This is a genomic window from Salinimonas iocasae (assembly GCF_006228385.1).
In the GTDB taxonomy this organism is placed as follows: domain Bacteria; phylum Pseudomonadota; class Gammaproteobacteria; order Enterobacterales; family Alteromonadaceae; genus Alteromonas; species Alteromonas iocasae.
Genome location: NZ_CP039852.1, coordinates 1222554 through 1236447 on the forward strand (window position 1 = coordinate 1222554; position 13894 = coordinate 1236447).

The 13894-nt window shown below is 46.7% G+C and carries 10 protein-coding genes; 4 read left to right on the top strand and 6 right to left on the bottom strand.

What is annotated here, in order from left to right:
• Window positions 1–189: 189 nt before the first annotated feature.
• Both pepA and FBQ74_RS05285 read right to left on the bottom strand, forming a co-directional pair.
• Window positions 190–939 carry a flocculation-associated PEP-CTERM protein PepA gene (gene pepA / locus FBQ74_RS05280; protein WP_139755685.1) on the bottom strand — a complete coding sequence of 250 codons (750 nt, stop codon included), beginning with the start codon at window positions 937–939 and terminating at the stop codon, window positions 190–192.
• Window positions 940–1100: 161 nt separating this feature from the next.
• A complete protein-coding gene (locus FBQ74_RS05285; protein WP_139755686.1) occupies window positions 1101–1958 on the bottom strand; it encodes a ThiF family adenylyltransferase in 858 nt (285 codons plus the stop codon).
• Between the two features lie 192 nt (window positions 1959–2150).
• Here FBQ74_RS05285 and FBQ74_RS05290 point away from each other — a divergent pair, with 192 nt between their 5' ends.
• The 3 genes from FBQ74_RS05290 (at window position 2151) to FBQ74_RS05300 (ending at window position 5305) form a co-directional block, all read left to right on the top strand.
• The gene (locus tag FBQ74_RS05290) at window positions 2151–2921 is read left to right on the top strand and encodes a S1 family peptidase (protein WP_139755687.1); all 771 of its coding nucleotides are present in this window, start codon (window positions 2151–2153) and stop codon (window positions 2919–2921) included.
• An 80-nt stretch (window positions 2922–3001) separates the two neighbouring features.
• Window positions 3002–4276 carry a Vi polysaccharide biosynthesis UDP-N-acetylglucosamine C-6 dehydrogenase TviB gene (gene tviB, locus FBQ74_RS05295; protein WP_139755688.1) on the top strand — a complete coding sequence of 425 codons (1275 nt, stop codon included), beginning with the start codon at window positions 3002–3004 and terminating at the stop codon, window positions 4274–4276.
• A 12-nt stretch (window positions 4277–4288) separates the two neighbouring features.
• On the top strand, window positions 4289–5305 hold the full coding sequence (locus tag FBQ74_RS05300) for an NAD-dependent epimerase (protein ID WP_139755689.1): 1017 nt from the start codon (window positions 4289–4291) through the stop codon (window positions 5303–5305).
• A 232-nt stretch (window positions 5306–5537) separates the two neighbouring features.
• On the opposite strand, the gene FBQ74_RS05305 is transcribed toward FBQ74_RS05300, so the two are convergent.
• From FBQ74_RS05305 to FBQ74_RS05320, 4 genes are all read right to left on the bottom strand, one after another.
• A complete protein-coding gene (locus FBQ74_RS05305) occupies window positions 5538–6425 on the bottom strand; it encodes a PEP-CTERM/exosortase system-associated acyltransferase (protein ID WP_232371975.1) in 888 nt (295 codons plus the stop codon).
• Between the two features lie 260 nt (window positions 6426–6685).
• Window positions 6686–8881 carry a malate synthase G gene (locus FBQ74_RS05310; protein WP_139755690.1) on the bottom strand — a complete coding sequence of 732 codons (2196 nt, stop codon included), beginning with the start codon at window positions 8879–8881 and terminating at the stop codon, window positions 6686–6688.
• Window positions 8882–8961: 80 nt separating this feature from the next.
• Complete coding sequence (locus tag FBQ74_RS05315; RefSeq protein WP_139755691.1) at window positions 8962–9918, bottom strand: LysR family transcriptional regulator; 957 nt, start codon at window positions 9916–9918, stop codon at window positions 8962–8964.
• Between the two features lie 166 nt (window positions 9919–10084).
• On the bottom strand, window positions 10085–11680 hold the full coding sequence (locus FBQ74_RS05320) for an isocitrate lyase (RefSeq protein WP_139755692.1): 1596 nt from the start codon (window positions 11678–11680) through the stop codon (window positions 10085–10087).
• Between the two features lie 630 nt (window positions 11681–12310).
• Between FBQ74_RS05320 and FBQ74_RS05325 the strand changes: the two genes are divergently transcribed.
• Complete coding sequence (locus FBQ74_RS05325; RefSeq protein ID WP_139755693.1) at window positions 12311–13738, top strand: alkaline phosphatase; 1428 nt, start codon at window positions 12311–12313, stop codon at window positions 13736–13738.
• Window positions 13739–13894 lie beyond the last annotated feature (156 nt).

Sequence of the window (13894 nt, forward strand, 5' to 3'; positions counted from 1 at the left end):
GAGTAGTCCACGCTGGTAAGAATTGCAGTTATGGTGCCAAATTGTTATCTGCATGATTTGAATCAGAAATGGTATATAAAGGAAACTGCAGGTAAAGGAAGGTGTAAATAAAGTTGACAGTATTTTGTGTGAAATTTAGACAATAAAAAAGGCGACCTTAGGTCGCCTCTTTAAAATTGAATAACGCTATTATTTAGCTTTACGACGGCTAGTTGCGCCAAGACCTAACAGGCCAAGACCAAGAACAGCCAGTGTAGAAGGCTCTGGTACGAATACCGCACTTACGTCACCAGTTACACGTTGTTGACCTTCCAGAGGGAAAGTATCAAAGTCACCATCTACGTTTACATACATGTAGAATGGAGTAGGTGATACGAAGTAAGAGTCGCCTGCTTCAGTCAGTTCGAAATCACTGAACATAAAGTCAAATACGCCACCGAAACCGTATAGCAGACCAACGTTTTGGCCGATGTTCATGCTTTGACCTAACATCATGTCATCAGCTGTACCAGACAGGCTCAGGTCAGCGTCAGCAGCTGTAGTGTCACGATTTGGATCGATGAACAGCTGGAATGAACCCTGGTCTGCAGACAGTGAAGAGATTGAACCGTCAACGCCGGGAGTCATTACTGAACCAGATGCAGAGAATGTTGCATACAGACTGTAGTTAGAACCAATCATTGATGCTGCGCCAAGGTTGTCACCACCTTCGTTGCTGAACAATTGGTTCATGTTTGCGAACGCAGTAGCAGTGAAGTTACCATTGCCGTCAAAATCGATGATTTCTTTATAACCGCCGTTCAGCTTATCAGCAGTGATAACTTCACCACCATAAGGAGTTTCGTCAACCTGGAAGTCCAGGAAGTCAGCGTGGCTTGAGAAAGAAGCCGCGATACCAGCAGTTAGAGCTAATGATTTTACTAAAGTTTTGATTTTCATAATTTCCAATCTCCATATTCCAATTTAAAAGTGGTTGAGTAATCCACGCTAGAGTTAATGCACTTGTAGTGCCAACTTTTTAAGATGTTGAAAAATATAGAAATTGTGGGTTTTTGCTATCTCATAAAAAAGGATGTGTAAAAGTTTTTGACATAAAATCACTAATTATTTGTTACTATTTTTGCGGCAATCTTAAATTTAAGACGCTGAACAGGCCCGCGATTTCCTTTTGGGCACCAGGTGCGGGTAAGTTTATTACGATACGCATCAAAATGCAGGCCGTAGGGCGCGCACAGTACCTCGCCGCGGTTAAGCAATATCTTAAGCGCATAGGTTTCGGCCATGCCGGCACATAAGTTCACCGCCATGCCTGTAGACGGGCCACGGCGCTCTTTAAAGCTCACGGCGGTTTCATCCACCAGGTAATTACGCTGTAACATCGCCGGCGACAGGCCAATCAGGAACTGTATAAGCTGACTTTCTGTATCGTGCTTATCCTCAAATCGAAAATATTCCTCATAATTCATCTTACCGGGCATAAAGCATAACAGGGCACAACCCATACCGAGAGGGGCGGCGGTCACCACCGGAATATTTTTGTCATAACACTTCTGGAAAACCAGCTTACGGGCATCCAGTGCGAAAAAATCCAGGCTGTCTATATATAAGTCGACATCCTGAAGAAAGTCATCCACGTTGTCGGTATTCACGCCGTCGCCAAAATTGCGGATGTCCATTTGTGGGTTAATATCCTTTAGCATGTCATGCATGACATGCATTTTGTTTTTACCCACTGTCGACATAAACGCGCCGGCCTGGCGGTTAAAGTTATGAACATCGTATTCGTCAAAGTCAGATATATTGACATTACCAATACCGAGCCGGGCTAGCGTCAAGGCGTGCAGGCTGCCTACGCCACCACATCCGGCTATCGCGACCCTTTTCTGGCGTAGTTGTGACTGTTCTTCATGAGTAACCCAGCCGATGTTTCTGGAAAATGCGGTATCGTAATCAAACACTGCTTAATCTCTCTTACTTTTCGCGTTGCTGCTAAGATAATTATTACTGCTGACTAAGAAGAAGGCGAGTGCGTTTTAAACACTGGCGTCAGCGTGATAGTGCTTACTTTTAGTAGTGATGCATACTATTATACACACGGACAATTTAAAATGCGGTCCGCAAAAAGGATTTAACAATAAAAGGTGGTAACAATGGTCGCAGGGAAATTTGCAGTGGTGGTAGTGCTGATAAGCTTATGTCAGTCAGTGCTGGCTGCAACACTTGCTGATACAGTTAAACAGATAAAGCCTGCGGTGGTAGGTGTTGGTCTGGTTGCGCCATTGGCCACGGTGAGTCACCAGTTAAAAGGGACCGGCTTTGTTATCGGCAACGGTAAGTATGTGGTCACCAATACCCATGTTATTGACATGCAGGTACCAGAGGACGTGAAGTATCAGCGCACTGTCTTTGCCGGCCATGGTAAGAAAGGGCAAATTCTACCTGTCCAGAAAATTTACAGGGATGAAGAGCACGACCTGGCGATTCTTGAAATACCCACCGCACTTCCAGCGCTACCACTTTATAATGAGAACGATCCTATCCCGGATGGCACTGATATAGCCGTTACCGGTTTTCCAATTGGCGGCGTATTAGGCTTATATCCGGCCACTCATAAGGGAATTGTGGCAGCGTATACGCCAAATATTATTGCGGCAAAAAACACCTCACAGATATCTGAACAATTCCTGCAACGTTTGCGTAATCCTTTTATGGTATATCAGCTGGATGTTGTTGCTTATCCTGGCAATAGTGGCAGCCCGGTATATCGCGCCGACACAAAAGAGGTGTTCGCTGTAGTAAATAAAGTATTTGTAAAAGAAACCAAAGAGTCGGCAATCACCCGTCCCAGTGGGATTACCTATGCTATTCCGGCCAGCCATATAAGTGCGCTGGCCCGAAAGCATAACATTCCGTTGCAGTAGTGCTTGCCCGCAGGCAAGATAGTCGTTTTCTTACTAAATAAAATGTGCAAACATCATTAAAAAATGAGCGTTGTAAGTGTATGTCAGTAGAATTTAAAAAAATCGCCGTTATTGGTCTTGGCTATGTAGGTTTACCTCTGGCTGTAGCATTCGGGCGATATCGCACCACCGTTGGTTTTGATATCAACTCTCAGCGGGTAAAAGAACTTCAGGGAAATAAAGATCACACGCTGGAAGTGACAGAAGACGAACTTAAAGCCGCTTCTTCGCTTAGCTTCACTGATGATAAGTCTGCATTGTCAGGCTGTGACGTCATTATTGTAACGGTGCCTACGCCAATCGACAGCAATAAACAGCCGGATATGACGCCGCTGCATAAAGCCAGTGAAATGATTGGTGAAGTGATTACCGCTGACACCGTGGTCATTTATGAGTCTACAGTTTACCCCGGCGCGACCGAAGAATACTGTATTCCGCTGATTGAGAAGAAATCCGGGTTAACGTTCAATAAGGACTTTTTTGCCGGTTACAGCCCTGAACGGATTAATCCGGGTGACAAACAGCATCGTCTGGAATCCATTGTAAAGGTGACCTCAGGCAGTACACCTGAAATTGCTGAAAAAGTCGATGCGCTGTATCGCGAAATTATTACCGCGGGTACGCACCGGGCATCTTCCATCAAAGTCGCCGAGGCAGCCAAAGTCATTGAAAATACACAGCGTGATTTGAATATCGCACTTATCAACGAGCTGGCGATGATCTTTGCTAAAGCGGGCATTGATACCGAAGAGGTATTGGAAGCGGCTGGCAGTAAGTGGAACTTTTTGCCGTTTCGCCCTGGCCTGGTAGGCGGTCACTGCATTGGTGTAGACCCGTATTATCTTACCCACAAAGCTGAAGAGCTTGGTCACCACCCGGACGTCATTCTGGCCGGGCGTCGTATAAACGACAAGATGGGGGAGTATGTGGTTTCTCGCCTGGTTAAAACTATGCTTAAAAAGCAGATTATGGTGAATGGCGGGAATGTGTTGCTGCTGGGTATCACGTTTAAAGAAAACTGCCCGGATATCCGCAACACTAAAGTGGTTGATATCGCTACGGAATTGCGCGAATACAACGTAAATCTGGATATCTACGACCCATGGGCAGACCCGGAAGAAGTTTTGCATGAGTACGGCCTTGAGCTGACCGGTGCGCCTGAAAAAGGTAAATACGATGCAATTATCGGTGCCGTGGCCCACAATCAGTTTAAAGCCTGGTCGGCAGAAGAGTTGCGTAGTTTCTGTAAAGACGACAGCGTAATTTTTGATTTGAAATATATGTTTGATAAAACAGGCGTTGATATACGCTTATAAGGAACGCTTAAAATGAAAGTGCTTGTTACCGGAGCGGCAGGATTTATCGGTTCACATGTATCCATGTACCTGCTAGAGCGGGGCGATGAAGTCGTTGGTCTTGATAATCTTAACGATTACTATGACCCTACGTTGAAAGACGCACGTCTTGAACGCATCAACGCGCTACCCAGTGCTGATAAGTTCCGCTTTGTAAAAATGTCGGTTGAAGATCGTGAAGGCATGGAAGCGCTCTTTGCCAAAGAGAAGTTTGATAAAGTTGTGCACCTGGCTGCACAGGCTGGTGTCAGATACTCTATTGAAAATCCGCATGCCTATATTGATTCTAACATTGTCGGCTTCATGAACATTCTTGAAGGCTGCCGTCATAACGACATCAAGCATCTGGTGTATGCATCTTCAAGTTCGGTATATGGGGCAAACGAAAGTATGCCGTTTGCTGTGGAAGATAATGTCGACCACCCAATGTCACTGTACGCGGCCAGTAAAAAAGCCAATGAGCTGATGGCACACACCTACAGCAACCTGTACAACCTGCCTACGACGGGTCTGCGCTTTTTCACCGTATATGGCCCCTGGGGACGCCCTGATATGGCGTTGTTCCTGTTTACTAAAGCTATTTTAGAAGATGAGCCGATTAAGGTATTTAACCACGGTAATCACCGTCGTGACTTTACCTATATCGACGATATCGTAGAAGGGATTATCGCTACACTGGATAATACCGCACAGGTTGACCCACAATGGACGGGCGAGAAGCCAAATCCGGGTTCCAGTAAGGTGCCGTGGAAAGTGTATAACATTGGCGCACAAACACCGGTACACTTGCTTACGTATATCGAAACACTGGAAAATGCGCTGGGTAAGAAGGCTGAAAAAGAATTACTGCCACTACAACCCGGCGATGTGCCGGACACCTTTGCCGATGTTGAAGCACTGGTAAAAGATACGGGTTACAGACCGACCACAACCATTGAAACGGGTGTAAACAACTTTGTTGAGTGGTACCGGGACTATTATAAGGTCTGATTACACGGCCTGTTAAAGACCAGCTCTTAATCTGCAGTGCATTGTGATAAAGTGAAACGCGTAAAGCGTAAAAAAAGGGGCGTGTAATACGCCCCTTTTTTTATTTCTCAAAAACAGCGATACAGTCAATAACACCTGCGTTCATCGCGCTATATGCAGAGCATTGATAACTAATTGATAACCAGGAGAATAAAAGTGTCAGGCTTTTTAACAGCGCATGCTGAGGCGCAGATTAATGCGCCTGACGCTGTAGTGGCTTCGCATTAGGAGCTACTTCATTACGGTAGAATGTTTCTACCTCAGGAAGCTGATCACGGATACTGCCGCGAATGGTATTGAGCATTGATTTGAAACCTGGCTTCAGGTTATCCATCAATAACTCTTTATTTATATAGTAAGGCGCACGCTTACCGTGATAATCGATGACAGGCCCGATTTGCTCAAACCGGATACCCACAAAGCTCATGCTGCGGGCGAGTCTGGGTTCCATCATCACAAAGGCGTGACGAATATCGCCTTCGATGGCTGAAGCAGCGGCGGCAAAGTACAACCCGATAGCAATGAACGGAAAGCAGCGTAATTCAGTTTCTGAGTATGCTGTCTGGTTAATTACACCCGTTGCAGCGCCGGCAAAACGGTCCATTTGACGGCGTCTGAACTGGGCAGGTACCGCCAGTCTGGAAATTTCGCATACATCTTTACGGTCGAAATTTTGTGGGTTTAAGTCGTGCCGGGTGATGGAAGACAGGCAGTACTTTTCAATAGGTAATAGTTCATGATCTTCAAGCGGACGAACAGTGCGGACCGTGCCGGCCAGGCTACCACTATTTAAATGGCGAATCAGACAGTGGCGGGAATACTGATCGAACTCATCAATTTCCAAACCATCAGGTGCCACGGGCTCAAACTTCAGTTCCTCACAATAGACATTGTGACGAATCTGGAAGGCCGAATTGCGCATATCATGGTCACTGGCCATGATAGGTGTCAGATAGGTGCCAAAGTGAGAAGAAATATAATTAGCTTCACGAAGCTGCTTATAGCCCTTAATCAGTTTACCTAATTTAGTGCCGTTAACTTTACGGGAAAGGCTTCCCATGAATGTTGATTTATTGGCCATAATGCTACTACTTCTCATCTCACGCCATATCTGCCAGACGGGCAGACTCGTAGGTACTGTATGGAGCTTGATAATAAGTGTTGCATCAGTTTGCACATTTTCCAAGCGGAATTTGATTTATTATCTTTGCTATGAGTATAGCTGGGAATACTTAAGTTGCTTATCCAGTAATTTTGCTTAAAAGCGCAGCATAACAATAAAGCCGCCGAAGGTGGCGGCTTTATTACTTTGCCAAAAGCAGTGTGATAGGTATACCTATGTTATGAGACAGAGGCCAGTTTTGCTTTCATTTCGCGACGACGCGCATGTAGCAGTGGTTCAGTATATCCACTTGGCTGACGCGTGCCTTTAAATATAAGGTCGCTTGCCGCCTGAAAGCCGATAGATTCCTGAAGGTTTGGCGTCATAGGAATGTAAGCATCGTCTCCGGCATTTTGCTCATCGACCAAAGATGCCATACGCGCCAGCGTATCCTCCACCTGTTCTTTGGTTACCACACCATGCTCCAGCCAGTTAGCAATATGTTGAGAGGAGATCCTCAAAGTGGCACGGTCTTCCATCAGTCCGACGTTATCAATGTCTGGTACTTTAGAGCAGCCGATGCCCTGGTGCACCCAGCGCACAACATATCCAAGAATACCCTGAACATTGTTATCCAGTTCGCGCTGAATTTGCGACGAGGATAATGTCGAGTCTGGTGCCATTAAGGGGATTGTCAAAATATCTGACAGGCCATCAAAGTCGCTGTTTTCCAGAGACTTTTGCACATCCGATACGTTAACTTCATGGTAATGTAAGGCATGCAGTGTGGCAGCAGTGGGCGAAGGCACCCAGGCTGTTGTTGCGCCGGACTGCGGATGACCGATTTTTGCTTCCATCATAGCAGCCATATTATCCGGCACCGGCCACATACCCTTACCAATCTGCGCCTTACCCGACAGTCCGCACGCCAGACCGGTGACAACGTTGGCTTTTTCGTACGCGGCAATCCAGGGCCGCTCTTTTAACTCTGCTTTTGGTGCGAAAGCGCCTGCCAGCATAGATGTATGGATTTCGTCCCCGGTGCGATCCAAAAAGCCAGTATTGATAAATACAACCCGATGCCGGGCCTGTGCAATGCACGCTTTAAGGTTCACACTAGTCCTGCGCTCTTCATCCATAATGCCCATTTTCAGGGTGTTCTCGGTCAGACCCAGCGCCTGCTCAACGCGTCTGAACAGCGTGTCTGAAAAGGCGACTTCTTCAGGGCCGTGCATCTTCGGTTTCACGATATAAATGCTGCCTTTGCGCGAATTGCGGTACTCACCATTTTCTTTCAAATCGTGAATACCAATAAGTGATGTAATCATGGCATCCATCAATCCTTCATAGACAGGTTCGCCATCAAGCAGGATTGCATCATTTTGCATAAGGTGACCCACGTTGCGCACGAACATGAGGCTTCTGCCGGGCAGAGTAAAGGAAGAATTATCACCGGCACGAAGGTAACGTCTGTCCTGGTTCAGTCTGCGCACAGACGAAGAACCGTTTTTAGATACCTCAACAGACAGTGTGCCTTTCATCAGCCCCAGCCAGTTCTGATAAACCAGGGTTTTATCCTCGGCATCTACTGCTGCCACAGAATCTTCACAATCCATAATGGTGCTCAACGCCGCTTCCATCAGAATATCGCTAACGCCAGCTTTATCGGTCTTGCCAACCGGGTGCTCTCGGTCAATCTGAAGCTCGAAATGAAGCTGGTTGTGAGTAAATAGCAGCGCATCCGGAGTTTGCGCGTTACCGCGATATCCCGCCAAAGCGTGGGCTGTTTGCAGGGTTGTTTCGGTGCTGTCAGAAAATTTAACAGCCAGCGTATCGCCTTTAATCCAGTAACTGGTGGCGTCGCTGTGAGAGCCTGTTTGCAAAGGGATGACACTGTCCAGCCAGGCTTTGGCTTTATCAACCACAGCAGCGCCACGGGTTTCATTGTAGGACGCGCCTGGTGCCAGTTCACCTTGCTGTTCAATAACATCGGTACCATAGAACGCATCATATAAACTGCCCCAGCGTGCATTAGCGGCATTTAACGCATACCGGGCATTATTGATCGGCACCACCAGTTGGGGTCCTGCCATCGTTGCCACTTCGTCATCTACACGACTAACTTCAGCAGATACAGTCTGCGGCGGCTTAACCAGATACCCGATATCCCGTAAAAAGGCTTCATATGACTCGCCACTCACAGGCTTACCTGCACGATGGTAATCATCTATCTGCTGTTGCAGCTGTTCTCGCTTTTCAAGTAACGCTATATTTTGCGGGGTAAGATCGGCCAGAATTGATTCGAAGGATTGCCAGAAATGCGCAGGCTGGATGCCCGTGCCCGGTAGTGCCTGTTCATTAATAAATTTGTGTAGGGTAGAGGCAATATTAAGGCGGCCCTGAGCAACGTAGCTCTGATTGGTGTTATCAGCCATTTTTCTCTCCTTAGTTTTTTTACCAGTGTAGAGTGCCCGCCACCTTATTTTTAATTTATGATTTGTATCTTTGCCATAAATTAGCTGAATGTCTCGCCATCATTCATCCGCTGTGCAACGTCACCGATTAATCGACGCAACCAGATGTGGCCAGCATCATGATGTAACAGCGCGCTCCATGCCATTTTAAGTGCAATGGGCGGAATATCGAACGGCGGCGCTTTCAGCACAACGGTGGGATCGTCACTGAAAAGTCTGGCTGCCTTGGTCGGCAGTGTGGCAATCAAATGTTGTGTTTTGGCTATTTGCAGCGCTGCGTGATAGTGGCGGGTAAATACGCGAATATCCCGGTGTTTGCCAAGCTTTACCAGCTCAGCGTCAACCCAGCCCAGTTTCTGTACCTCGTTGGGATCGATGCCTACACCCACACCAAAGCCGGTTTTGCTTACCCATACATGACGGGCATTCAGATACCCCTGTAAATCCCAGTCATTAACCAGTGGATGCTGGGCACTCATGACACAGCTGAAAGTGTCGTACCAGATTACTTTTTGATGAAAAGATAAAGGCAGTTCTTCGAACCGGTTGATAGCCATATCAACCTTGCCCTGCTCAACATCATGAAATGTAACGTCAGAGGGAGTGATAAGATCCAGCGTGATATTGGGTGCCTGCACAGCCAGCTCATTCAAAAGCCCCAGTAACAGCGTACTTTCGGCATAGTCGCTGGTCATAATTCTGAACGTGCGCCGGCTGGTGGCCGGTTCAAAATCAGTCTCAGGCTGAATAGAGCTTTCCAGCCTGCTCAACACATCCCGGATAACAGGCTGTAGTTCCAGAGCGCGTTTGGTAGGCGTCATGCCGTCACTGGTTCGTACCAACAATGGATCTTTAAACAAATCACGCAGACGTTTTAAGCCATTGCTCATCGCCGGCTGGGTAATACTGAGCTGATTGGCGGCCCGGGTCACTGAGCCTTCCCGCAACAGCACATCCAGATATACCAGAAGATTCAAATCCACTTTGGCTATATTCATTCTTGTAATGCTCTGTGACTAAAAACGTAATGGATGATTATAAAGGCAAGCTGCGCAGAAGTCAGATAGTCATTTAGTCTTATGGTAGTGAGCGTCGGCAATAAATAAAAAAGGCTCCCGAAGGAGCCAGAGTTGGGAAGGGGAGGGCAAAAGCCCGTTTAATATGTTACACGTCGAACTGATTCATGGTGTTGTCTTTACCTGATGCTTTAAGCGCCGCCTCACCTGAGAAATATTCTTTATGAGTATCGCCCAAATCAGAACCCGCCATAGCCTGGTGTTTAACACATGCCAGTCCTTCACGAATCTCTTTACGCTGTACGCCGCGTACATAGGCCAGCATGCCTTCTTCGCCAAAATAGCCTTTTGCCAGATTGTCGGTAGATAATGCAGCTGTATGATACGTTGGCAGTGTAATCAGGTGGTGGAAGATACCTGCTTCACGGGCAGCATCACGCTGGAAGCTTTGAATTTTCTGATCTGCTTCAGTGGCCAGTTCTGACTCATCGTATTCAGAGGACATCAGACGGTCACGCTGATAGCCAGACACATCTTTACCCTGTGACTCCCACTGGTCGAAGATTTGCTGGCGGAAGTTCAGCGTCCAGTTGAAAGACGGTGAGTTGTTGTAAACCAGTTTGGCATCCGGCACCACTTCACGAATCTGATTAACCATATCGGCAATCTGGCCAACATGAGGTTTTTCCGTTTCGATCCACAACAAATCTGCGCCATTTTGAAGAGACGTGATGCAGTCTAGTACCACGCGGTCAACGCCGGTATCAGACTTGAATTTGAACAATCCGTTAGGCAGGCGAACCGGCTTAACCAATTTGCCGTTTTGCTTGATAACCAAATCGCCGTCTTTCAGATCCTCTGCGCCGTTTACCTCTGTGGTATCCAGATATGCATTGTACTGAGAAGCAAGGTCGCCGGGTTGTTGTGATACTGGGATTTTTTGTGTCAGGCCAGCACCCAAAGAATCGGTACGTGCAACAATTACCCCGTCATCCACGCCTAATTCCAAAAAGGCATAGCGAACTGCATTAATTTTGGCAAGAAAGTCTTCATGCGGCACTGTAACTTTACCGTCCTGGTGCCCGCATTGTTTAGCATCTGATACCTGGTTCTCAATCTGGATACAACATGCACCGGCTTCAATCATTTTCTTCGCCAGCAGGTAAGTGGCTTCTTCGTTACCAAATCCGGCATCGATATCAGCAATAATCGGCACAACATGTGACTCAAAATTATCGATTTGAGACTGAATATCTGCCGTATCCTGTCCGCTTTCTTTCGCTGTATCGAGCTGTTTAAACAGTTTGCCCAGCTCTTGCGCATCAGCCTGACGCAGGAAAGTGTAAAGCTCTTCTATTAATGCCGGTACCGAGGTCTTTTCGTGCATAGACTGGTCCGGAAGCGGACCGAATTCTGAGCGAAGTGCCGCCACCATCCATCCTGACAGGTACAGGTAACGCTTATTAGTATTACCATAGTGTTTTTTAATGGAGAGCATTTTTTGCTGACCAACGAAGCCGTGCCAGCAACCCAGTGACTGTGTATACTGCGCGGTGTCAGCATCATAATCGGCCATATCCTGACGCATAATCGCAGCGGTATAACGAGCGATATCCAAACCCGTTTTAAAACGGTTCTGTGCTTTCATTCTGGCCGCGTATTCAGGGCTGATACTGTCCCACTTGCCGTGTTGGGTAGATTTTAACGTTGCGATCGCGTCGATGTCTTGTTGATATTGCGACATGCTCGTTCTCCATAATGTTATCTGTTTTGTTCTTGCTGGCCGATGTAGGGCAACAAATTTCGTAAGGTCCATTTCATCCTAGGGCGGATTTAAAGATAACGTAAATATATAATCAGCATTGTCGTCATTCATTGCGTGAATGTATTGTGGTGACCGATTGGTAAACCTATTCCCAGACAATAAGACGTATTGTTATTGCCTTCTTAAACCTAATTGTCCGGTTCGCGAATGCGTTCAATGCAACAGGAATGCTGTATCATTGGTTTGCCAGAGGAAAATCAACTTTGTTGATGCGCGCAGACGCTTAGTTGGACAGTAGTTTCCTGCCAACATCCTCCCGTTCAGCAATAGTAAACGTTAAAGCAAACCATCTGGCGGGCATCAATTTGATGAATAGTAGTGAGGAAAAATTCGATTTTTTGTGTCACCCAATGTAAAAAGCTATCCGTATGCGTAGTTCATTAAATTGCACTAATACTGAAATATTTAGCGTGTATTTACCTAAGGGTCGGTCAATCTTATTTAATCGTTTAAATTGCGTCAGTTGTGGAATAACTTTTGTGACTGAACAGTGGCTGATTTACACTCTGTCATATCTTTAGTAACGGAATCCTAAAACGGAACGCTAGCATGCTTAAAAAAGTATCAATTTTATCGCTGATAAGCGCCGCTGTGTTGTCTGGTTGTATGTCATCAGCGAAAACCGCTAATGATGCTGAGCACACCATGCAGGCAGATACACCTAAAAATATCATCATGGTCGTTGCTGACGGCATGGGCCCGGCTTATACCACGGCTTATCGCAATTACATGGACGACCCGGCCACTGAGATTGTCGAAACGGTTGTCTTTGATGACATTTTTACCGGTAATGCCTCTACCTACCCGCATCACATGTCCGGTCTAGTTACAGATTCGGCGGCATCAGCGACTGCGCTGGCTAGCGGTGAAAAATCTTATAATGGTGCAATTGGCGTAAACCATAATAAGATAAAAGTTGAATCAGTACTCCAACTGGCTAAGAAGCAGGGTATGCGAACAGGTGTGGCGGTCACATCTCAGATAAATCACGCCACACCGGCCTCTTATATTGCCCATAATGAAAGTCGCAAAAATTATGATGCACTTGCTGACAGCTTCTTTGACGATCGTATCAGTGGTGAAATCGTTGCGGATGTCATGCTGGGTGGCGGAACGCAGTATTTTGAAAGAGACGATCGTGATTTGGTCGCTGAGTTTATCGATGCAGATTATCAATATGTTGATACCTACAACAAACTGGCCACGCTTCCGGCCGGATCTGATGTACTGGGGTTGTTTGCACCTGTAGGGCTACCTCCTGCGCTGGATGATACCCGAGAACATCGTCTGTCGTATCTGACTGAACATGCTATAAAGCACCTGGAAAATGAAGAAGGATTCTTTCTGCTTGTTGAAGCCAGTCAGGTTGACTGGGCGGGTCATGCTAATGATATAGGCTCGGCAATGGCAGAGATGGACGATCTGGCTGCCACCATCAAATACCTGAAAGAGTATGTAAAAAGCCACCCTGATACGCTGGTGGTTTTAACTGCTGATCATAGTACAGGTGGCCTTACAATCGGCGCAAATGGTGATTATCGTTGGTCACCCGAATTTCTGAAAAGCATGAAGTCATCGGTGCATACTATTGCTGAAAACATGTCGGATATGGACCAGCCGTTGGCATATATCAGTCAGCAGTTAGGTTTTGCGTTTACAGAAGAGGACCATACGGTATTAAACAAAGTGCTTGCTCACGACGACGTAGTGCAACGCGAAGCCGGTCTGAAAAAGTTTCTGGATATGAAAAGCAACACGGGCTGGACAACATCGGGTCATACCGGGGTGGATGTTGAAGTCTTTTCATTTGGTGCAGGTAGTCACGCCTTCGTTGGGCAGATGGACAATACTGATATCGCTAAACGTATGAAAGCGTTTGTTAGCGGCAAGCAGCGCCAGCTTACCACCAGTGATGAAGCGGTCGTCGTGCCATCTGAAGATGCCTGTAACTTCAAAGAAGCATTCCACTGTGAATAACCAATACAGCCAATAGAAAAATAGAAAAAGGAGACGCTCGCGTCTCCTTTTTTGTATCTGATGCTTCAGTGTCTACCGTGCTCTTACCCTGAACCAATAGTGAGATGCACTCAAGGTGAAGGACAGAAGGCAGCGCTCGTTCTAAGGGTGGCCACA

Bases quoted from the DNA above. Each gene is read 5' to 3' on its own strand.
- tviB (WP_139755688.1), top strand. From the start codon at position 3,002: ATGTCAGTAGAATTTAAAAAAATCGCCGTTATTGGTCTTGGCTATGTA.
- FBQ74_RS05320 (WP_139755692.1), bottom strand. From the start codon at position 11,680: ATGTCGCAATATCAACAAGACATCGACGCGATCGCAACGTTAAAATCT.
- FBQ74_RS05300 (WP_139755689.1), top strand. From the start codon at position 4,289: ATGAAAGTGCTTGTTACCGGAGCGGCAGGATTTATCGGTTCACATGTA.
- pepA (WP_139755685.1), bottom strand. From the start codon at position 939: ATGAAAATCAAAACTTTAGTAAAATCATTAGCTCTAACTGCTGGTATC.
- FBQ74_RS05305 (WP_232371975.1), bottom strand. From the start codon at position 6,425: ATGGCCAATAAATCAACATTCATGGGAAGCCTTTCCCGTAAAGTTAAC.
- FBQ74_RS05310 (WP_139755690.1), bottom strand. From the start codon at position 8,881: ATGGCTGATAACACCAATCAGAGCTACGTTGCTCAGGGCCGCCTTAAT.
- FBQ74_RS05325 (WP_139755693.1), top strand. From the start codon at position 12,311: ATGCTTAAAAAAGTATCAATTTTATCGCTGATAAGCGCCGCTGTGTTG.
- FBQ74_RS05315 (WP_139755691.1), bottom strand. From the start codon at position 9,918: ATGAATATAGCCAAAGTGGATTTGAATCTTCTGGTATATCTGGATGTG.
- FBQ74_RS05290 (WP_139755687.1), top strand. From the start codon at position 2,151: ATGGTCGCAGGGAAATTTGCAGTGGTGGTAGTGCTGATAAGCTTATGT.